At 63.3% G+C, this 19,479-nt stretch carries 17 protein-coding genes; 13 read left to right on the plus strand and 4 right to left on the minus strand.

Annotated elements, in window-relative coordinates:
• The first annotated feature begins 69 nt into the window (after positions 1–69).
• The 6 genes from dnaB (at position 70) to BANAN_RS01030 (ending at position 7,724) form a co-directional block, all read left to right on the plus strand.
• Positions 70–1,449, plus strand: coding sequence for a replicative DNA helicase (gene dnaB, locus BANAN_RS01005; RefSeq protein WP_014697132.1), 1,380 nt, complete (start codon positions 70–72; stop codon positions 1,447–1,449).
• Between the two features lie 96 nt (positions 1,450–1,545).
• A complete protein-coding gene (locus tag BANAN_RS01010; RefSeq protein WP_014697133.1) occupies positions 1,546–3,048 on the plus strand; it encodes a Mur ligase family protein in 1,503 nt (500 codons plus the stop codon).
• Positions 3,049–3,111: 63 nt separating this feature from the next.
• Positions 3,112–3,861 carry a type 1 glutamine amidotransferase gene (locus BANAN_RS01015; protein WP_014697134.1) on the plus strand — a complete coding sequence of 250 codons (750 nt, stop codon included), beginning with the start codon at positions 3,112–3,114 and terminating at the stop codon, positions 3,859–3,861.
• 107 nt (positions 3,862–3,968) lie between these two features.
• The gene (locus tag BANAN_RS01020) at positions 3,969–4,316 is read left to right on the plus strand and encodes a phasin family protein (RefSeq protein WP_014697135.1); all 348 of its coding nucleotides are present in this window, start codon (positions 3,969–3,971) and stop codon (positions 4,314–4,316) included.
• 108 nt (positions 4,317–4,424) lie between these two features.
• Positions 4,425–6,575 (plus strand): ABC1 kinase family protein, encoded by a 2,151-nt coding sequence (locus BANAN_RS01025; RefSeq protein WP_014697136.1) that lies wholly within the window; start codon positions 4,425–4,427, stop codon positions 6,573–6,575.
• A gap of 111 nt (positions 6,576–6,686) precedes the next feature.
• Positions 6,687–7,724, plus strand: a complete 1,038-nt coding sequence (locus BANAN_RS01030) for a glycerophosphodiester phosphodiesterase family protein (RefSeq protein WP_014697137.1) — start codon at positions 6,687–6,689, stop codon at positions 7,722–7,724.
• Positions 7,725–7,814: 90 nt separating this feature from the next.
• On the opposite strand, the gene upp is transcribed toward BANAN_RS01030, so the two are convergent.
• The 4 genes from upp to BANAN_RS01050 form a co-directional block, all read right to left on the minus strand.
• Positions 7,815–8,456 carry a uracil phosphoribosyltransferase gene (gene upp / locus BANAN_RS01035; protein ID WP_014697138.1) on the minus strand — a complete coding sequence of 214 codons (642 nt, stop codon included), beginning with the start codon at positions 8,454–8,456 and terminating at the stop codon, positions 7,815–7,817.
• 625 nt (positions 8,457–9,081) lie between these two features.
• Positions 9,082–9,801 carry a hypothetical protein gene (locus BANAN_RS01040; protein ID WP_014697139.1) on the minus strand — a complete coding sequence of 240 codons (720 nt, stop codon included), beginning with the start codon at positions 9,799–9,801 and terminating at the stop codon, positions 9,082–9,084.
• 4 nt (positions 9,802–9,805) lie between these two features.
• Positions 9,806–10,867 (minus strand): NUDIX hydrolase, encoded by a 1,062-nt coding sequence (locus BANAN_RS01045; RefSeq protein ID WP_014697140.1) that lies wholly within the window; start codon positions 10,865–10,867, stop codon positions 9,806–9,808.
• Positions 10,868–11,074: 207 nt separating this feature from the next.
• The gene (locus BANAN_RS01050; protein WP_014697141.1) at positions 11,075–13,309 is read right to left on the minus strand and encodes an RNA degradosome polyphosphate kinase; all 2,235 of its coding nucleotides are present in this window, start codon (positions 13,307–13,309) and stop codon (positions 11,075–11,077) included.
• Between the two features lie 1,144 nt (positions 13,310–14,453).
• Between BANAN_RS01050 and BANAN_RS01055 the strand changes: the two genes are divergently transcribed.
• The 7 genes from BANAN_RS01055 (at position 14,454) to BANAN_RS01085 (ending at position 19,386) form a co-directional block, all read left to right on the plus strand.
• Positions 14,454–15,563: a CpaE/TadZ family protein gene (locus tag BANAN_RS01055; RefSeq protein ID WP_237705821.1), complete on the plus strand. Its 1,110-nt coding sequence runs from the start codon at positions 14,454–14,456 to the stop codon at positions 15,561–15,563.
• Positions 15,560–16,756 carry a TadA family conjugal transfer-associated ATPase gene (locus BANAN_RS01060; protein ID WP_041776937.1) on the plus strand — a complete coding sequence of 399 codons (1,197 nt, stop codon included), beginning with the start codon at positions 15,560–15,562 and terminating at the stop codon, positions 16,754–16,756. Before BANAN_RS01055 ends, BANAN_RS01060 begins: the two co-directional genes overlap by 4 nt.
• A gap of 5 nt (positions 16,757–16,761) precedes the next feature.
• Complete coding sequence (locus BANAN_RS01065; protein WP_014697144.1) at positions 16,762–17,493, plus strand: type II secretion system F family protein; 732 nt, start codon at positions 16,762–16,764, stop codon at positions 17,491–17,493.
• 4 nt (positions 17,494–17,497) lie between these two features.
• Positions 17,498–18,127 carry a type II secretion system F family protein gene (locus BANAN_RS01070; protein WP_237705822.1) on the plus strand — a complete coding sequence of 210 codons (630 nt, stop codon included), beginning with the start codon at positions 17,498–17,500 and terminating at the stop codon, positions 18,125–18,127.
• 176 nt (positions 18,128–18,303) lie between these two features.
• On the plus strand, positions 18,304–18,579 hold the full coding sequence (locus BANAN_RS01075; protein ID WP_014697146.1) for a DUF4244 domain-containing protein: 276 nt from the start codon (positions 18,304–18,306) through the stop codon (positions 18,577–18,579).
• A gap of 4 nt (positions 18,580–18,583) precedes the next feature.
• Positions 18,584–18,973 (plus strand): TadE/TadG family type IV pilus assembly protein, encoded by a 390-nt coding sequence (locus tag BANAN_RS01080; protein ID WP_014697147.1) that lies wholly within the window; start codon positions 18,584–18,586, stop codon positions 18,971–18,973.
• The gene (locus BANAN_RS01085) at positions 18,970–19,386 is read left to right on the plus strand and encodes an Rv3654c family TadE-like protein (RefSeq protein ID WP_014697148.1); all 417 of its coding nucleotides are present in this window, start codon (positions 18,970–18,972) and stop codon (positions 19,384–19,386) included. Before BANAN_RS01080 ends, BANAN_RS01085 begins: the two co-directional genes overlap by 4 nt.
• Positions 19,387–19,479 lie beyond the last annotated feature (93 nt).

The raw sequence follows: 19,479 nt of genomic DNA on the forward strand, positions 1-19,479 counted from the left end.
AGTTATCCACAGGCACCGTTCCTCCGAGCCCCTTGGCTGCGACGCACTGACCCCATATAATCGAGAGCTATGGCTGACGGATTCCACAACAACACTCGCACCGACACCAGCGCCAATGCTGCTGGTCTCTTCGACCGCGTCCCCCCGCACGACGACAACGCCGAGATGGCGACGCTCGGCGGCATGCTCATGAGCAAGGACGCCATTGGCGAGGTTTCGCAGATCATTTCGGTGGATGACTTCTATGAGCCGAAACACCAGACGATCTACGAGGCGATCATTGGCAAGTTCTCCGCATCCGAGCCCGCAGACGCCGTCACCGTGGCCAACAGGCTGAGCGACTCCGGAGACCTCGACAAGGTCGGTGGCATCGACTACCTGCATTCGCTCATCGCCTCCGTGCCCACGGCTGCGAACGCCTCGTATTATGCGGAGATTGTGCACCAGCGCGCGCTGTTGCGCCGCGTGATCGCCTCGGGTACGAAGATCGCGCAGCTCGGCTATGACGCCGAAGGCTCGCAGGCGCAGGATGTGATCAACATGGCGCAGGCCGAGGTGTATGAGATGAGCACCGGCCGCGTGCGCCAGGACTACGCCCCCGTGCAGGCCGCCGTGCACGATGCGCTCGACCAGATCGACAGCATTCAGAAGGGCGAGCTCCAGGCGGGCGTGCCCACCGGCTTCCAGGAGATCGACGAGGTGACCAAGGGCCTGCAACCGGGCCAGATGGTGGTGGTCGCCGGTCGCCCGGCCATGGGCAAGTCCACGCTCGGTGTGGATTTCGCGCGTTCCGCCGCCATTCACCACCACGACACGACCATCCTGTTCAGCTTGGAAATGAGCAAGGTCGAACTTGCGCAGCGCATCATCTCGGCGGAGACGGGCGTGCCGCTGGCCGCCTTGCGCAATGCCGACGACATTGACCCGAACCGCTGGAATACGCTCAACAACTTCTATGCGAGGCTTCAGGACGCCCCGCTGTTCATAGACGATTCGCCGAACATGAGCCTCATGGAGATCCGTGCGAAATGCCGCCGGCTCAAGCAGACGAACGACCTGAAGCTCGTCGTGATCGACTACCTGCAGCTCATGACCTCGGGCAAGGCGGTGGAGAGCCGACAGCAGGAGGTCTCCGAGTTCTCGCGAGCACTCAAGCTGCTCGCCAAGGAGCTCGAGGTGCCGGTGGTGGCGTTGAGCCAGCTCAACCGTGGCCCGGAAATGCGCAACGACAAGAAACCGCAGCTTTCCGACCTGCGCGAATCCGGTTCCATCGAGCAGGACGCCGACGTGGTGTTCCTCGTGCACCGCCCGGACTTCTACGACGAGGAGGACCGCCCGGGCGAGGCCGACATCATCATGGCCAAGCACCGCAACGGCCCGACGCGCACCTTCGGCCTGGTGTTCCAAGGCCAGTACTCACGCTTCAGCGACATGAACCGCGAGGTGTGACGCGAAGGCATCTCACGGGTGGGCGCGGCATGCGAGTATGAATTGGCATAACAACAGCGAACACGATTGACGACACGATTGATAAGAGGCAGGCATATGGCAGATTCCGGCACCTCCAATGCGAACCCGGTGCGCGCGCACGCACCCTGGTATGGCTTTGCGACCCCGTTCGTGGGCAAATCCGTGCGCTGGGCCTCGCGCCTGCTCCATCACGGCGGCAGCGCGTTCCCCGGCAAGGTGGTGGAACGGTTCGACCCCACGTTCCTGAGCCGCACGCTGAGCACATTGCCGCTCGGGGTGGTGCTCGTCTCCGGTACGAACGGCAAGACCACCACCACCCGCATGGTCGCCACGATGCTCGAATCGCTGGGTCTCAAGGTGTTCACGAACCCGACCGGCTCCAACTTCACGCGTGGCGTCGTCTCGTCGATCCTCACCGAAGTGCCGTTGAACGGCCGCTTGGACGCCGACATCGCCGTGCTCGAACTCGACGAGGCCTACGCCGTGCACTTCGTGGAGCAGGTGCAGCCACGCTATGCGCTGCTGCTCAATGTGATGCGCGACCAGCTCGACCGTTTCGGCGAGATCGACAACACCGCTCGGCTTCTCGGCCATGTCGCCGCGGCGACCCGCGGCACCGTGGTGCTCAACCGGGAGGACCCGCGCATCGCACGCCTGCGCGACGTGGTGAAGGACGGCGTACGTACCCGCTACTTCGGCTTGGCCGAAGGCCTGCACCACTATTTCCCCGCCGACGACGATATGACCACCACGTTCCAGGTGCAGCCCGCAGATTCGGCGCAGGCTCCCGAAGCCGCGGATGCGCAGATCGTCGACGTCGCGCATGATGTCGGCAGCGCGCACGAGCTGCACGCCGACGTCATGCTCACCAAGGTGGGCGACCACCATGCGCAGATGATCGTCGACGGGCGTGAATACGAGTCAGACGTCAAGCTGGAAGGCGTCTACAATCTGTTCAATGCGGCTGCCGCGCTCGCCGTGGTGCGCGCCGTGCAGGCCGACCTGCGCAGGCCGAACGCGGTGGGATATGCGGCCGCCCAATTGGATCGAGCAGATTCCGCCCGCGCATTCACCGCGCGCGCTCACACATTCGCCGACGCCGACACCGACGCGCTGTTCGCCGCGCTCGCCGACGTGACGCCGGCATTCGGCCGCGGTGAGGTGATCGACGTGAACGGTTCACCGGTGGAGCTGCTGCTCGTCAAGAACCCGATGGGCTTCCGCCTGGCGCTCGCCTCGTTCCCGCCTGAAGGCGCCGACACGATGATCGCGATCAACGACCAGTACGCCGACGGCCGTGACATGAGCTGGCTGTGGGACGTCGATTTCACGAGTCTGCGGCCCACAGGCGTCGCGATGGTGTCCGGCGTGCGCGCGTGGGACATGGCATTGCGTTTGGAATACGACCAGGTGCCGGTGGCGAAGGTCGAACCCGATCTGCACGCCGCCGTGCGCGAGTTCGTCGACGCGAATCCGGGCACGCCGAAACACATCTACTGCACGTACACGGCCATGCTCGCCATTCGCGCCGAGCTCGCCGCCGTGGCCGATGTGGCCGACGCCGGCGTGGGCAAGTAATCGGCGATGCAACACAGCAGTTTTCCGATCGGGCAATACGACAGGAGCAGGGGAGGAGCCGGAATGAGCAAGGCAATCGACGTGGTGTCGCTCTACCCGAAAGATATGAACATATACGGCGACAGCGGCAATGTGCTCGCCGTGGAGCGCAGGCTCGCACTGTACGGGTACGAGCCGTATGTGCATGCCGTGAACCAGAATGACCCGTGGCCCGAACATGCCGACATCATTCTGGGCGGCGGCGGCCAGGACACCGGTCAGAAGAAGATCATCGAAGACCTCTTCCGCCGTGCCGACCAGCTGCGCGACCTCGCTCAGAGCGGCGTGCCGATGCTCATGATCTGCGGGCTCTACCAGTTGTTCGGCGAGTATTTCGAAACGATCGACGGCACGAAGCTCGAGGGCATCTCGATTATTCGCGCCTACACGGTGGGCCGTGACGTGCGCATGATAGGCAATCTCGTCGAGCACAGCGCACAGTTCGGCGATGTGATCGGCTATGAGAACCACTCCGGGCAGACCTTCCTGCGCGAGGGCGTGCAGCCGCTCGGCACGGTGGACGGCGACGGCGCGGGCAACAACGGCGAGGACCACACCGAGGGCGCGCGTGTGCACAATGTGATCGGCACCTACATGCACGGCTCGTTGCTGCCGAAGAACCCGAAGATCACCGATTTCATGATCCGCACGGCGGCCGAACGCCGCTACGGCGCATTCGACCCCGAGCAGACGGACGCCCAGCGCGCCGAGCTCGCGCGCATCGACGAATATGCGGCACACGCCCGCGAGACGGCGGCCACACGACCCCGGTGAGTGTGGGAATCTGTGCTCTCGGGTAAAAAACCCACGGCGTGACCGTCTGCGTTTGCGGGCGTGTAGAGTTGAGCGTACCAGCTTCAACACACACCCAGGAGGGCACTATGACTGACGAAACCAAGAACGAAACCGAGAACAAGACCAACTCCGCAATGCCGAACTTCGGCGAGGGCCTGCGCAGGGTGTTCCTTGCCGGCGTGGGCGCCATTGCAGCTACTGCCGAGAAGGGTCAGGAGCTCGTGAACGACCTCGTCAAGCGTGGTGAGCTCACCGTGGAGCAGGGCAAGAAGCTCAACTCCGAACTCGCCCACAAGGCCGGCGAGAAGTCCGACTCGCTCAAGGAGAAGCTCGCAGACGCCTCCAACACCGTTCGCGATGCGGCCGCCGGTCTGAGCGACCAGGCCGAGCAGACGATCAAGAAGGCCACCGAGAAGAAGTCCGACGAGCAGTGATCCTGTGATTCCCCTACGCGTGCGCCGTCTGGATTCAGGCGGCGCACGCGTGTATGTTCACCCGTATGCGCCGGCGACGCCGGCCTCCCGACTGGGTAGGATTCTTATATGAGCGACAAGAACAGCGACAAGTCCAAGCGAGAAACCGAGGCGCATGAGCTCAGGCGTGACGTGCGACGCGAGGAGGCCGGGCAGCGCCGGCAGCAGCGCAAGGACGCCCGCGAGGCACGCCATCTCGAACACGAGGAGAAGCACGAGACCTCCGAGCTCATCGACCTGAGCAACCGTTTGGAGAACCAGGAGGCCCACAGCGACGGCCCGGCCTTCGACAATCCGACCGACGACGCATTGCGGGCGACGGTGGAGACCGCCGAATCCGAGAAGATCCTGCATCTTGGCGATGAGGTGGACGAACAAGGCGCCATCATCGAACACAATCTGCAGCGCGAGGAAGCCGAGCAGTCCGGCGGCGAGACGAGTGAAACCGCGGCACAGCCGGAAACGCCAGCGCCGCAATCTGCGCAGTCCGAACGCCCGGCGGACGCGCACACCCACGACATCCCGGTGAGCATCGCGCGCAGGCAGCAGCCGCAGGTCGAGGAGACGATCGGTCTGTTCGGCGCGCACAAGCGCAATTTCTCGAGCGAATACCACCTGACGCGCATGAGCAAGGCGAAACGCCTCAAGCAGATTGGCAAGATCGCGCTCGAATACGACGCGCTGCGCGGACTCACGCCGGTCAAGATGCGCCTTATGTTCGAAGCGCTCGGGCCCACCTTCGTGAAGGTCGGTCAGATTCTGTCGATGCGGTCGGAGATTCTGCCCGAGTCGTTCTGCGCCGAGCTTTCCAAACTGCGTGCGGACGCCGACCCGATGCCGTACGCGATCGTGCTCGAAACACTGGAGAACGAATACCAGCGGCCCATCGACGAGATCTTCGAGCACATCGACACCACGCCGCTCGGCTCCGCATCGCTCGCGCAGGTGCACCGTGCGACGCTGAAGACCGGCGAGGACGTGGCCGTGAAGGTGCAGCGGCCGGGCGTGCGCGAAACAATGGCGCAGGATGTCTCGATCATGCGCTCGCTCGCCAAGGGCGCCACGAAGATCATGCACAACTCGCAGGTGGTCGATTTCCGCGGCGTGGTGGAGGAGCTGTGGGAGACCTTCGACGAGGAGACGAACTTCCTGAACGAGGCGCGTAATCTGGCCGAATTCAAACGGTTTTGCTCGCACTATGCGTACATGGACTGCCCGACGCCGTTCACCGACCTGTGCACTGAGCACGTGCTCGTCATGCAATACATCGACGGCATACCGATCTCGCATACGCGCGAACTGATCGACGACGGCTACTCGCTCAACGAGATCGGCACCAAGCTCGTCGACAACTACGCCGCGCAGATTCTTGACGCCGGCTTCTTCCACGCCGACCCCCACCCCGGCAACATCGAGATTCGCGACGGCAAGATCATTCTGCTCGACCTCGGCATGACTGGCAGACTCGACGCGCGCACCCGCATGGCCCTCAAACAGATGCTGTTCGCCGTGGCCAAGCAGAACTCGGCGGACCTCGCCGACGCGCTGCTCCGCTTCGCCGGCACCGATGTGGAGCGGGCGGACTACCCGTCGCTGCTCGGCGATCTCGACGGCATTGTGGAGGAGTTCGGCACCGTGGACCTCGCCGACCTCGATCTGGCGGCGTTCATCACCTCGCTCACGCAGATGGCACGCCGGCACGGCATAGAGATCCCCAGCTCGGTGACCACGGTGGGCCGCGCGCTCGTGACGTTGGAGGGTCTGCTCGACGAGTTCATTCCGAACGTCAACATGATTGAGATCATCTCCCAGCACATCGAATCGTCGAAAACGCCGGTGGAGATGGTGAAATCCGAGGTGAAGAGACTCGGCATAGAGAGCGAGCAGGCGCTGCACAGCGGGCTCAAGGGCATCGTGGACGCGCAGACCGCCCTGCACATGCTCACGCGCGGCGAACTCAAGATGAATCTCGAGCTCGTGGGATCCGAGGAGCCGCTCAGCCAGATGAGCGACATGGTGAACCGGCTGACGATGGCACTCATTGTGGTCGGTCTGTTCATCGGCTCCTCGATCGTGTATTACGCCGGCATGAAGCCGATCATCTTCGGCATACCGGTGGTCGGGTTCCTCGGGTACGTGGCGGCGTTCGTGCTGTCGGTCTGGATCGTGATCGACATTCTGATCAAACGGCACGCGGCGAAACACAAGACGCGCAAGTAGCAGCACAGACGGTGGCGCGCGCCGCATAGCTGAGCGCGTAGGCTGCGCGCGTGCGCGGATTCGGGTAGTCTCGTGCATAGTGACGTGCTTTCGAGTTTAGGGAGGGCAAATATGGCCAATGCATTGAAGAAAGCGCTGATTGGCGGCGCAGTGGCCGCGGGATTGGGCGTGTGGGCGGTGGCCCCGCGCACTTTCAACAACAAGCGGAAGAACTACGTGCCCACGCTGCCGGATGTGCTGTATGCGCACCGCGGTCTGCACGACGCCGGCTCCGGTCTCTCGCAACAGCATGCCGGCGAAAGCGGCGAGTACATCGCACTCGCGCGCCGCATGGCATTGCGCGCCGGGTACGGCTCCATCGACGAGCCCGGCCCGCTGGCACCTGAGAACTCACTGGCCGCATTCGCGGCGGCGGCCGAGGCGGGGTACGGCATCGAACTCGACGTGCAGCTGACGCTCGACAACAAGGTGGTCGTGGCCCATGACCCCGATCTGCTGCGTGTGGCGGGAGATCCGCGCAATATTCGCGATCTCACCTACGACGAGCTCGTGCGCATCCCGCTGTTCCCCACGGCGGCTCCCGGTGCCGAGGTCTCCCCGTTGCTGCCCGGCGCCACCGAGAATCCGCCGCTTGTGACCACGCCATCGCAGGCACAGGCCGGGTATTACCAGCATGTGCCGCTGCTCGAGGATGTGCTGCGTGTGGTGGACGGCCGCGTGCCGATCATCGTCGAATTCAAATTCGAGAACTACCGTACGTGGGACGACCGCGACGAGGAGCTCATGCAGACCGCGGCCGATCTGCTCGACGCCTACCAGGGACTGTATGTGGTGGAGTCGTTCAACCCGGCCGCAATGAACTGGTACAAGCGCGAGCACCCCGATGTATGCCGCGGCCAGCTCGCCGAAGACACGGCGTTCACTGCGAACCCGATGCTGTGGATGGGCGGCAAGCTCATGTTCAACGAGATCTCGCGCCCGGACTTCGTGGCATACGATTTCAAGAACGGCGACGGCGCCATGCTGCGCTTCGTGCGCAGAATGGGCGCGATGGCCGTGGCGTGGACCGTGCGCACCTCCGACGAGCTCGCGGGCGCGCAGCCGTACTTCGACCGCTTCATTTTCGAGGCATTCGTACCGAAGCAGTGAATCTGAGCGTTTTCTGACCCGTACCCCTCAACAAAAGACTGTACCCCCGAACATGAGTAGATCTGTTCGGGGGTACAGTTTGCCGGTAGGTCAGTCGATGACGCCGTAGAGGCGATCGCCGGCGTCGCCCAGGCCGGGGACGATGTAGCTCTTGTCATTGAGGCCTTCGTCGACGCCGCACACGACCACGCGGAAGTTAATACCTTCGCGAATGTTCTCCTCGACGAACTTGATGCCCTCCGGAGCGGCGATGATGCAGATCGCCGTGACATCCTTGGCACCCTTGTCCATCAGATAGTGTGTCGCGGTGACGAGCGTGCCGCCGGTCGCGAGCATCGGGTCGATGAGGAAGCACTGGCGGCCGGAGAGATCGTCAGGCAGGCGGTTCGCGTACGTGATCTGCTGGGTCGGGTGCTCCTCGTCGCGCTTCATTCCCAGGAAGCCGACCTCGGCGCTCGGCATCATGCGCGTCATGCCGTCGAGCATGCCCAGACCGGCGCGCAGCACCGGCACGATGATTGGGCGCGGCTTGGCAATCTGCTTGCCGACCATGGGCGCGACCGGGGTCTCGATCGGCTTGTCTACGACCTCGAGATTGCGGGTCGCTTCGTAGGCCTCCAGCGAGACGAGCTCGGAGACGAGTTCGCGGAACGTGGAGGAGGGGGTGTTCTTGTCGCGGAGCACCGTGAGCTTGTGCTCGATGAGCGGGTGATTGAGTACATGCAATTCCATAGTTACTAGAGTAAGCCTTGTTTGTGTTCGCGGGTGACAAAACACGAAATTCAGTGCCGAATTATGCGTTCAGATTGCGCACGCTGCCGTTGTCGATGAGCTCGCGGTGAACAGACGGCAGAAATATTAGGAAAACGCCGGACCGCAAAAGCGCCTGTCGGCGCAAAGGCCGCTCGCGGCGGCAAAAAACGGAGCCCGGGGCTATGTACGGCCCGGCGCAATACCCAAGCATACACCTTTCGCCAAGGTGTGTCGGCCTGCAGTGCTCTGAACGATGAATCTGCGATCTCATATGACAAATATGCGCGAGAGTACACGGGTTTGTCGCGCTGGCAATCTGCAGATATGACAAACCCGTGTGTGAGGGTGCCTGTTTATCATGTTGGGAACATGCAAACGCGACAAAGCAGTGCGTGGGTGTACGGAGTCGTCGCGGGAGCGATGCGCAGATGTGACAAAGCAGTGCATGCGTGTACGGCATTGTCGCGGGAACGGTCTGCAAACATGACAAACGCGTGCATGAGCGCATATGTTCGTCATATTGCGGGCCTGTCAATGCGACGAATGCGCGCAGATTCGCACTGGTTTGTCACGCGGGAAGTGCGCGCCCCGCAAAACCGGCCGGTTACTCGAGCTTGCCTTGGCGCCACAGGGCCGCGCCGTGCTTGAAATCCTTGCTCGTGATGTTCAGATTCGCCGCGGTGTGCAGCAGTTGCGCGGCCTGCGTGCGCCACCGCTTGCTCTGCTCGGCGGTGAAATCGATCGGATTCAGATTCGCCCGCTGCGTGAGATTGCGCGCCTCGACGCGCAATCCGAGTGCGACGATGCCAACGAACACCGATGCGCGCGTCAACGCGACCGCGAAATCGCCGCGGAACGCGCCGGTGAGAATCGAGTCGGCAGTGCGCGCGATGTCATCTTCGGTGGGGGCGGAATCCACGCCGGCGATCGCGGAGGCGGAGGTGGCGATTGGCTCGCCCAGGCGCCATAGCCGGGCGATGGTGTCGCGCTGCTTGCGCATCCATGACCGCAGCAGATACAGCCGCCACAGCACGCCGGGCAGCGAGTCCGGCTCCGCTTTGCTCCACAGTTCGGCGATCACGTCGACCCCTTCGCGGTCCACCAGCGTGAGCACGCGCTCCACAATGGCGGGGTCGTCGGTCTTGTGCACCTTGCTCAGCAGGGCCCAGGCGGTGGTGTGGGCGACTTCGCGCAGGCGTTCGGGATTGACGTCGCTGGCCAGTCCCTCGGCAATCGCCTGATCGAGCTGGCCAGGGCGAGCGGGGCGGGGCGAGCCCGTGTGCGTGAATGCGGAACGGCTCGCGATAATCGAGCCGGAATGCATGGAATTAGTAGACAATAGGCGTCACTTTCTGTATGTCGATGATGCGCGGGCCATCTTCGGTCTGCACGAGGAACAGCGCGAACGCGTTCGCCGTGGCCATGTACGGCGATTTCGCGACGAGTCTCTTAGCCAGCGATTTGGTTGCGCACAATGGGCGCAGATGTTCAAACATACCACCGATCACCGGCCTGTGCATGCAAATCGCCATCGTGTTGCCGGTCTCGAGCACATGTTTGATCTGCTCGGCGAAGCAATGCCAGGCCGCCTGCGGGTCGCGCTCGAACGCCTCCTCGGTGAGCGGCGGCAGTGCGCGGCGCTCGCGTTTCGTTTGCCAGGAGAGCATTTCTATGGTCTGTTCACAGCGGGTCCACGGCGAGGTGGCGAGCTCGACCGGATTATAGCAGGCGAGTTCGCGGTCGAGCGCATACGCGGCGGCGGCGCCCTCCGGGGTAATCGGGCGGTGCGGCTCGGTGCCGTCCCACTGCTTGCGCGGCTCCGCCTTGGCATGGCGCACGAGCAGCAATGGCGTCGTTGTGAGCGCGCCCTCCTCGATGCGGTCCACGAATAGCGCGAGCATATCGCGGTCGGTGGAATGCGTGAGCCTCTTGCGCGCCTTGTCGAGCGAGAGCCACGAGATCTCGCTCACCTCGCCCAGATCGACCGCGTGAATGGGGGCGAAGGCCTCGCGGCGGTGCCAGTTGTCGTCGTCGCTGATTTGCGTGGCCATCCAGTACAGCACATGCTTGGTGGCGTCCTTGCCGTCGCCGCGGCCCGTGTGACGCGTTTTCTTGCCCTCGGAGGAGAGCGGGTACTCCACTTCGCCCAGGAACGGGCCGAGCGCGACGGGGAAGCCCGTTTCCTCGCCGATTTCGCGCACCGCCGCGTGCCGGTGCGATTCGTTGATCTCCAGTTTGCCTTTCGGCCAGCTCCAGTCATCGTATTTCGGGCGGTGCACGAGGCACACCTCCACGTCGTTCGCGCTCAACGGAGCCATCATTGAGCCGATGCTGCGCACAATGCGGTACACGATGCCGCCCGCAGCCTCCACAGTTCGTTTCTCACTCATGGTTTCAGATTACGCCATTCGCTGCGTAAAAAGATTCCTCTGCGTAAAAAGCTGCCTTGTGCAAGAGCCGCACTGGCGTGAAAGCCTCCTTTGCGTAGAATGCGGCTTCCTCTGCGTAAACTTCCTCTGCGTAAAAAGGGACAGATTGGCGCTGGTAATGTCTCTTTTTACGCAGAGAGAAGGCGGTCTACGCAGAATGGCGGCAGATCAGTTCGTGACCTTCTTGCGCATATGCTTCTTGATCAGGTACTCCTGACAATCGAGCAGCGGCTTGCCTTCCGCGTCCTTCGAATGGCGCACGTAGGTGCCGTCGGGCTGCATATGCCAGCTCGACGTGGTGTCGGCCATCTGCAGGTCCACGTAGTCGATGAGCTCCTGCACCTGCTCGGGCGCGGTGATGCGCACGAGCGCCTCGACTCGGCGGTCAAGATTGCGGTGCATGAGGTCGGCGGAACCGATCCACACCTCCGGCCCGGAAACCGGGCCCTCGCCAATCTGTGGACCGTCCGAGTTCGCGAACGCGTAGATGCGGCTGTGTTCGAGGAAGCGGCCGAGAATGGAGCGCACGCGAATGTTCTCGGAAAGCCCGGGTACGCCTGGCTTGAGCGAGCAGATGCCGCGCTCGACGATGTCGATCTTCACACCGGCCTGGCTGGCGCGGTAGAGGGCGTCGATCGTCTTCTCGTCCACGATCGAGTTCACCTTGATCTTGATCCACGCCTCCTTGCCGGCGCGCGCGGCCTCCTCCTCGCGGCGAATGCGCTGGATCAGCCCGGAGCGCACGGTGCGCGGCGCGACGAGCAGACGGTGGAAGCTCGACTTCGGCGCGTAGCCGGAAAGCTGGTTGAACAGCTTCGTCATATCCTGCCCCACCACCGGGTCGCAGGTGAGCAGGCCGAGATCGGTGTACTGGCGCGCGGTCTTCGGATTGTAGTTGCCGGTGCCCACGTGGCAGTAGCGGGTGAGGCCGTCCGCCTCCTGACGAACGACGAGCGAGAGCTTGCAGTGCGTCTTCAACCCGACAATGCCGTAGACGACGTGTACGCCGGCGCGTTCGAGCTTGCGCGCCCACGCAATGTTCGCATCCTCGTCGAAGCGCGCCTTGAGCTCGACGAGCGCGAGCACCTGCTTGCCGGCCTGTGCGGCGTCGATGAGCGCGTCGATGATCGGCGAGTTGCTCGACGTGCGGTAGAGCGTCTGCTTGATGGCGAGCACCTTCGGGTCGGCGGCCGCCTGCGCGAGGAACGCCTGCACCGACGTCGAGAACGAGTCGTACGGGTGATGCAGCAGAATGTCGCGCTCGCGGATCGCGGCGAAGATGTCTTGCGCGCGGCTCGACTCGACCTCGGCGATCTGCCGGTTCGTCGTCGGCACGAAGGGCGGGAATTTCAGGTCCGGCCGGTCGATGCCGCCGAGTTCGAAGAGCACGGTGGCATCGAGCGGCGCCGGCAGACGGTACACCTCGTCCGGCGTCACGCCCATCTGGTCCGCAAGCAGCTGGGAGAGGAACGGCGACGTCTCATCGGAGATTTCCAGGCGGATCGGCGGTCCGAAACGGCGGCGCAGCAGTTCCTTCTCGATCGCGTTGAGCAGATTCTCGGCGTCGTCTTCCTCCACCTCGATATCTTCGTTTCGGGTGACGCGGAACGAGCGCGCCTCCTTGATGATCATGCCCGGGAACAGCGTCTCCAGATGTGCGATGATCAGATTCTCCATTGTGATGAAGCCGTAGCGGACGTCCTCCGCCTCGTCTTCGGTCATGTCGTCGACGGGAACGAGACGGTCGAGATTGTCGGGAATCTTCACTCGTGCGAAGTGGGACTTGCCGGAGGTCGGGTTCTCCACGAGCACGGCGAGATTGATCGAACCGCCGGAAATATAGGGGAAGGGGTGCGCCGGGTCCACCGCGAGCGGCGTGAGCACCGGGAAGACCTGCTGGCGGAAGTAGCGGGAGAGGCGCTCCTGCTCGGCGATCGTGAGCTTGTCCCAGCCGAGCAGCTGGATGTTCTGCTTGGCGAGTTCGGGCAGGATCGTGTCGACGACGTAATGCGCATGCTCGTCCTGCAAGCGGTGCGCCTGCTCGGAGATTGCGCGCATCTGCTGGCGTGGGCTCAGTCCGCTCGCGCTCGTCACGGCGATGCCGGTGTCGATGCGGCGCTTGAGACCGGCGACACGGACCATGAAGAACTCGTCGAGATTGCTGGCGAAGATCGCCGCGAAGCTCGCGCGTTCGATGATCGGAATCGTCTCGTCCTGCGCGAGTTCGAGCACGCGTTTGTTGAATTTGAGCCAGCTGAGCTCGCGGTCGAAGAAGCGGTCGGGTGGCAGCGGGAGCTCGCCCTCCATGTTCTCCCGCTTGTCGCTTTTGTCCGTTTCGGCGATATGTTCGGCAATCTGGCTGCGCAAAATCGCCTTCGATGGTGCGTTGAAAATCTGTGACATGGTTCTACTTTAGAACGAGCGGGCTGAAAAATCACTGAGCTCACGAAAGAATTCGGAATATGTCTACACATTGCCGGTTTCCCAGTGTCGATCTTGTGCTGTTGGGCGCCGCTGCTGGGTTGCGTTGGTGGACTGCATGCCTGTGCGCGCGTCCCTCTGCGTAAACTCCCTTTGTGTAAGTTCCCCCTTGCGTAAGCCTCCTTTGCGTAACCGCCTCTGCGTAAAAAGGGACAGATTGGTGGTCCGTTTTGTCCCTTTTTACGTAGAGGGGTAGAGGGAGAGTGGGAATCCTGGAGAAGGTGGGATGGTGCAGGCTGCCCCGTCTGCGTAAAAGGGGACGTATCGACGAGCTGCATTGCCTCCTTTTACGTAGAAGGAGGGTGAGGGTTCCGAGGAAGCTGGGGTGCAGGCTGCTTCCTCTGCGTAAAAGGAGACGTGTCGACGAGCTGCGTTGTCCCCTTTTACGCAGGGGCGCTCAGGGGGCGTTGAGGTCTGCGCGGGAGATTGTTGGATATTGCGGCTTGCCCTTCGCACAGCAAAACACCATGGTACATTCGCGAGCTTCGTATGTTCGTGGAAATGTGAGATTTTCGGCGAACAGTGAGCGACACGCCGAAGTATTGCCGCTGTATTTGAGCGATTGAACATCTAGGCGGCTGAAGCGAACAGAATATGCGATTTTCTCTGTGAGATTCTTCGTTGAAATGAACACGGAAAGATAAAAAGAGCACATATGTTCAGATTGTGACGCATGGGCGATTTCGATTTGCGTAATTCTAAATTCCGAGCATAATTGCAAGTACAAGGACAACCGAAGAGCAGACCCACAAAAGTAGATGATCAGCAAGATTATTACGTTGGGCGGGCATTGGAAAGACTTACCGTTACAACGATGAGGTTGTGCAGAGATTCTGCTTCGTTGGACTTGGAAAAGAGACCCACCTCGTGTGGGTCTCTTTTTTATTTCATGAAAAAACGCCTTTGTTTTGGAATAGTTCTTGACAAGTAGTCTGCGGCGGTGTATGTGACTCGGCAGCGCCGCGTTATCCACATGCCCGGCGACCCGCGATGTGGATAACGCGTTCTCCGACCACAATGCCCCGTCAAGATTGAACCGGCTGCGGAACCCACGTTCAATGCAACTATGACTATGCAGATCAGTGTTGGGGCGCCGCATACCGAGCGCCATGGGTGGTCGTTCCATCGGCCACAGGTAATGAACGGGGCATGCGCGCGCGATGTGCGCATGCGTGACGCGCGCACATGCAGGCCGTGGCAGGCGGAGTCTGCACGCAGGGTGCCGGCATACCAGCCAGTGCACGCGATGGCGGAGCCTGCGTGCTCTCCGCAGCTGTCGCCGCCCGCGCGCCGAACCCATGCGGGGGCGCAGCCTGCACGCATGCCGGTGTGTGCAACGCAGGCGCCGTGCGAGAACGTGATCACGCTGTCCGGTGCGAGTGGCGGTGCAGGAACGACCACGTTGGCCGCCATGCTGACCCGCGAATTGGCGAAACGGGAGAACGACTGCGCAATCGTGGACGCCGACGTGCGCGCGGGAGGCGGCGGGCTCGACGTGCTGCTCGGGATCGAACATGAGTCCGGGTCGCGGTGGCATGACATTCATGCGCCACTCGGCGAGCTCGATGGCGAGGCATTGCGCCGCAGATTGCCGCATTGGGACGGCGTGGGCGTGCTCGCATACAACTGCTGGGTGCAGGAGGAGCCGGCGTGGTTCGAGATGCAGGCGGCACTGCAGTCGCTGGCACAGGTGAGCGATGCCGTGGTGGTCGATGCCGGTCATGGCTTGGAGATCGAGCATGTGCCCGCATTGGTGGAGGCTTCGCACATCGTGGTGGCGGAACTCACCGTGCTGGGATTGGCGCGTGCCAAGGCGCACATCGAATGGCTGCGTCGCAATGGCGAGCGCAATGCGGCGCGTGCGCAGGAGCCGCCGCGGCCGGGGGAGGAGTGGAAGCCGATTGTGGGCGTGCCGGGGCATGTGATCGGCGTGCTGTGCGTGGAGCCGCCTGCGGTTGCGAAGGGCCGTGGGGCGGTGTCGTTGGAGGAGGCGCGCAAATACTTGCAGATGGAGCATATGGAGTGCGAGCTGATGGGCCCGGTTCGTTCCGATGCCAGACTCTGTGGCGACATTCTGGAGGGCTTGGGAATTCGGCGCGTGCATCGGCGCAATGCGCGCGTGCTCGGCGATGTGGCCGAGATGGTGGAGCGTGCGTGCGGCATAGGAGGCAGATGATGTGGCAGATTGTAGGGCCGAACGGGGTGACGAACGCAACCGCTGGCGTGGCGGTTCCACTTCCCGAGGCGCCGGCGCCTCCGGCTACGGCGCCTCGTCATGCCGGTGTGGGCGCCACTGTGGGTGCCGCTGCGCACCATGCTGTGCGTGCCGTGACGGCCGTGGACGCTGTTCGCCCGGTGAACTTCGGCCCGCTGAAACAGCTGGCTGCGGATCCGCGCGTCACCGACATTCTGGTGACCTGCGACGGTGCCGTGTGGGTGGAGCGTGGGCTTGGCATAGAGCTCGAGCATCCGTCCATTCCGCTGGATTCGCCTGCCGTGGTGCGTCGTCTGGCCGTGCATCTGTGTGCGCAATTGGGTGAGCGGCTCGACGACGCCCGTCCCATAGCCGATGCGAGCGGCGCTGACGGCACGCGTGTGCATGCGGTGATTGCGCCGGTGGTGCCGTATGGCGCGTCGATTTCGATTCGTCTGCCCTCCCGCATGAGCGCGACCATGGATGCATTGCAGCAGGCTGGTTGCTGGCCTGCGCAATGGCGCCCGATCTTGGACCGCCTGGTGCTGGCCCGCGCCAACATTCTCATCACCGGCAGCACCGGCTCGGGCAAGACGACGTTGCTCAAGGCGCTGTTGCTCAATTGCCGCGCATCCGAACGCATTGTGCTCGTCGAGGAGGTTCGCGAGCTGCAGGGGCTCGGTGACCTCAACACGGTTTCACTCTGCGCGCGAGCCAAGAACGTGGAGGGTGCCGGCGAGGTGACGATGGGTGATCTGGTGCGTTCCACGCTGCGTATGTACCCGACCCGCGTGGTGGTGGGCGAATGCCGTGGCGAGGAGGTGATCGACCTGATGCGCGTGCTCAACTCCGGCCATTGCGGCGGCATGAGCACACTGCACGCCAACGGGGTGAGCCGTGTGCCCGGGCGTCTGATCTCGCTGGGACTGCTCGCGCATGTTGAGCCGAATACCATGGCGGGTCTGGCCGACGGGGCCTTCGACGTGGTGCTTCACATGGAAAGGCGCCCCGGCAAACGGTACTTGGCGCAGATCGGCATTCTGTGCACGGTGGAAGGCAGACTCGTCGGCCGCACGGTGTGCTCGTGGGATGGCCGTGGCGAGCCTGTCGCCGGCGAGGCATGGCGGCCGTTCGCCGAACGTTGGGGCACCAAGCGGGCGCCGGAACGAAGGTGAGACGAATGGCATTCGTGGCTGCGCTCGCGACGGCGCTGAGTGTGCTGTTGATGATATGGGCCGCTCCTGCGGCGGTCTCATGGCGCCTGCAGACGGTGGGATCGGGCGTGGCTGGTCATGTGCGTGAGCCGGCATGCGGCACCAGCGTCATGCTCTCGTCGATCATCGCGTCGCTGCAGGCCGGTGCCGCGTTGGAGCCCGCACTTGAACGCGCGTATGACTCGGTGTGCGCGCCGCGAGTGGGAAGTGGCCATGCGCACCATGTGCGTGCCCCTACTGTGGCTGGAGCTGGGCATGCCGCAGGCGTGTATGCCGTTTGCGATGGCGAGGGCAATGTGGATGCAGCGCAGATGGCACGCCTGTTCGCAGCCTGCAGACTGCCCCATGAGCGCGCCTCCCACTGCACGCAGGTGGCCTGTGGGGTCGCCGTGGCCAGTGCGGTGAGCCTGGAACTGGGGTGCCCGGCCGCGCGCTGCATCGAAGCGGTGCGCGCAGGCTATTTGCGTGCCCGTCTGCAAGACGATTTGCGCGCGAATGCCTTCGCGATGCCCAAATCCACGGCGCGCATGCTGCTCGCGCTGCCGGCGGTGGTGGTGTTCCTGGGAGAGCTGCTCGGCGCGGATCCGTTGGGCATGCTGTTCGGCTCGGCACAGGGGCTCGCCATGCTGTGCTTGGGCACGATTTGTTATGTGGGCGGACTGCTGTGGATGCATCGCCTGCTTGCCTCGGACGGGTAGCCCTATGGCTGGATTCTGGGTGTGGTGTGCCGCGGTGTGCGCGGCGCTCGCCTCCACCTTGCATATGGTTAGGAGCGAGCGGATTGCTGCACGTCGGTTGCGCGAGCTTGACGGGCTGGAGCGCTCGCAGATTGCACTGGCGGGGCGCGGCAATGCCTTGCAGCGGCGATTGCTCGAGGTATGCCCCGGCTGGGAGCCGTCTCCTACGTTGCTGTTGCAACTGCTTGAGGCGGCGATTGCTCAGGGCGTCGCGATCCCTCGGGCATTGGAGTGCATTGGCGCATGCTGCGGCGGCGCATGCGCGCAGGTGTTGAGGCACGTCTCCGCCGCACTGCTGCGTGGCGTGTGCTGGGATGAGGCGTGGGCCGTGTTGGAGCATGATGGTTCCTCCCCGGCTTCCTCGGCATTGGGATTGGCATGCCGCACATTGCGTGCCGCTTGGGAGGATGGCGTCTCGCCGCTGCCGCAGATTCATGCGGCCATTGAGCAGATGGACGGCAGCGAACGCGCGCGGATTGAGCAACGGGCGTCGCGATTGTCGGTGCGGTTGCTGCTGCCTATGGGACTGTGCCTGCTGCCGGCGTTCCTGCTCATCGCGGTGGTGCCGACGATCATGTCATTCATGCGTATGTGAGGCGGGTGCGTGGCGGTTATCCACATTGCCGGCGACCCGCAATGTGGATAACGGTGAAGTTATCCACATGCGTCCGTCCGGCTTTACACCGAATATTGGCCGCCGCATAGTGGAATCATCTGGGAGACCAGATGGGAAACACAACATACAGGCCAAGGAAACAGGCAAGGAGAGATATGGAACACAATGAGGTGATCCTGTTCGAACACAGGAGGTATGGCGTGGGTGAACGCATCAATGCGGCTTCGGACCGGCTGCTGCGGGAGCAGGTCGGTTTGGAGGCGAAATGGCGGGCACTCATGGCCCAGCCGGAGGAGGGCGCGGCAACCGCCGAATACGCGGTGGTGCTCGTTGCGGCGACCGGATTCGCCGCCGTGCTGGTGGCGCTCATGAAATCCGACACGGTGAAGACGCTGCTCACGAACATCGTGAAGAAAGCGCTGAGCGTGTGATGCCATGAGCGGCCATGCATTCGGGCATGCGTTGCGCCACCTGCAGCGCGATGACGAGGGGGCGGCCACCGCGGAATTCGCGGTGGTGCTCCCGGTCATCGTGGTGCTGGCGGCCTTGCTGCTCTATTTGGGCCGGGCGTCCGTTGTATCGGTTGGCTGCCAGGATGCGGCGGCCAACGCCGCACGGGCGCTGATGGTGGCAGGGAATGCCTTGGAATCGGGCTCGCAGGCCGTGGCCCAGACCGCTGCGGGCGATGGCGTTCGCATACAGGTGCGCACCGCCGGCAACGGGTTCGAGGTGATCGCCCACTGTGCGGTGGTGGCCGACCCCTGGGGCGTTGTACCGAGAACGGTGACGGGGCGTGCGCATGGCATATGGCAGGAGGAGTCATGAGGAGCATAGCGAGTCGACCCCCGCGCGGCCTGCTGGCGCACGATGCCGGCAACGCCTCGATGGGTGCGGTCGGCATGGTGTTCGTGGTGGCCGTGTTGCTGTGCACCATCGCGGCCGGAGCCAGAATCGCCATGGCCAAGGCGCAGGCGCGCACCGCAGCCGATATGGCGGCATTGGCTGCCGCCGACGCCTATTGGAACGAGGATGTCGCCGATCCTTGTGGCATCGGCTCTGCCGTGGCGCGCAACAATGCGGGAGCCGCGGAATCATGCGAGGTGATCGACATGGATGTGGCCATGGAGGTCAGCACCGCGACAGGCGTGCCGTTCGTGGAACGGGTGAGCGCACGCGCGCGTGCCGGACCACGGCAATGCGATGAGGTCGACGCAACACGCGGCGCATCGCAACCGTGATGCCGGGGCATCATTGCCGAGTGGATTTTGATGCCCCTCACGCGCTAGGTTATATAGCACATCGGTATGCGGCGCGAGACCGCCATGCACTGC

Origin of the sequence: Bifidobacterium animalis subsp. animalis ATCC 25527 (assembly GCF_000260715.1) — a bacterium.
Taxonomy (GTDB): domain Bacteria; phylum Actinomycetota; class Actinomycetes; order Actinomycetales; family Bifidobacteriaceae; genus Bifidobacterium; species Bifidobacterium animalis.

What these genes read in the sequence shown, in the direction of transcription:
- BANAN_RS01045 (WP_014697140.1), bottom strand. Translation starts at nt 10,867, where the DNA reads ATGAGTGAGAAACGAACTGTGGAGGCTGCGGGCGGCATCGTGTACCGC.
- BANAN_RS01040 (WP_014697139.1), bottom strand. Translation starts at nt 9,801, where the DNA reads ATGCATTCCGGCTCGATTATCGCGAGCCGTTCCGCATTCACGCACACG.
- BANAN_RS01050 (WP_014697141.1), bottom strand. Translation starts at nt 13,309, where the DNA reads ATGTCACAGATTTTCAACGCACCATCGAAGGCGATTTTGCGCAGCCAG.
- BANAN_RS01010 (WP_014697133.1), top strand. Translation starts at nt 1,546, where the DNA reads ATGGCAGATTCCGGCACCTCCAATGCGAACCCGGTGCGCGCGCACGCA.
- BANAN_RS01065 (WP_014697144.1), top strand. Translation starts at nt 16,762, where the DNA reads ATGGCATTCGTGGCTGCGCTCGCGACGGCGCTGAGTGTGCTGTTGATG.
- BANAN_RS01015 (WP_014697134.1), top strand. Translation starts at nt 3,112, where the DNA reads ATGAGCAAGGCAATCGACGTGGTGTCGCTCTACCCGAAAGATATGAAC.
- BANAN_RS01085 (WP_014697148.1), top strand. Translation starts at nt 18,970, where the DNA reads ATGAGGAGCATAGCGAGTCGACCCCCGCGCGGCCTGCTGGCGCACGAT.
- BANAN_RS01070 (WP_237705822.1), top strand. Translation starts at nt 17,498, where the DNA reads ATGGCTGGATTCTGGGTGTGGTGTGCCGCGGTGTGCGCGGCGCTCGCC.
- BANAN_RS01030 (WP_014697137.1), top strand. Translation starts at nt 6,687, where the DNA reads ATGGCCAATGCATTGAAGAAAGCGCTGATTGGCGGCGCAGTGGCCGCG.
- upp (WP_014697138.1), bottom strand. Translation starts at nt 8,456, where the DNA reads ATGGAATTGCATGTACTCAATCACCCGCTCATCGAGCACAAGCTCACG.
- BANAN_RS01080 (WP_014697147.1), top strand. Translation starts at nt 18,584, where the DNA reads ATGAGCGGCCATGCATTCGGGCATGCGTTGCGCCACCTGCAGCGCGAT.
- dnaB (WP_014697132.1), top strand. Translation starts at nt 70, where the DNA reads ATGGCTGACGGATTCCACAACAACACTCGCACCGACACCAGCGCCAAT.
- BANAN_RS01060 (WP_041776937.1), top strand. Translation starts at nt 15,560, where the DNA reads ATGATGTGGCAGATTGTAGGGCCGAACGGGGTGACGAACGCAACCGCT.
- BANAN_RS01075 (WP_014697146.1), top strand. Translation starts at nt 18,304, where the DNA reads ATGGAACACAATGAGGTGATCCTGTTCGAACACAGGAGGTATGGCGTG.
- BANAN_RS01020 (WP_014697135.1), top strand. Translation starts at nt 3,969, where the DNA reads ATGACTGACGAAACCAAGAACGAAACCGAGAACAAGACCAACTCCGCA.
- BANAN_RS01025 (WP_014697136.1), top strand. Translation starts at nt 4,425, where the DNA reads ATGAGCGACAAGAACAGCGACAAGTCCAAGCGAGAAACCGAGGCGCAT.
- BANAN_RS01055 (WP_237705821.1), top strand. Translation starts at nt 14,454, where the DNA reads ATGACTATGCAGATCAGTGTTGGGGCGCCGCATACCGAGCGCCATGGG.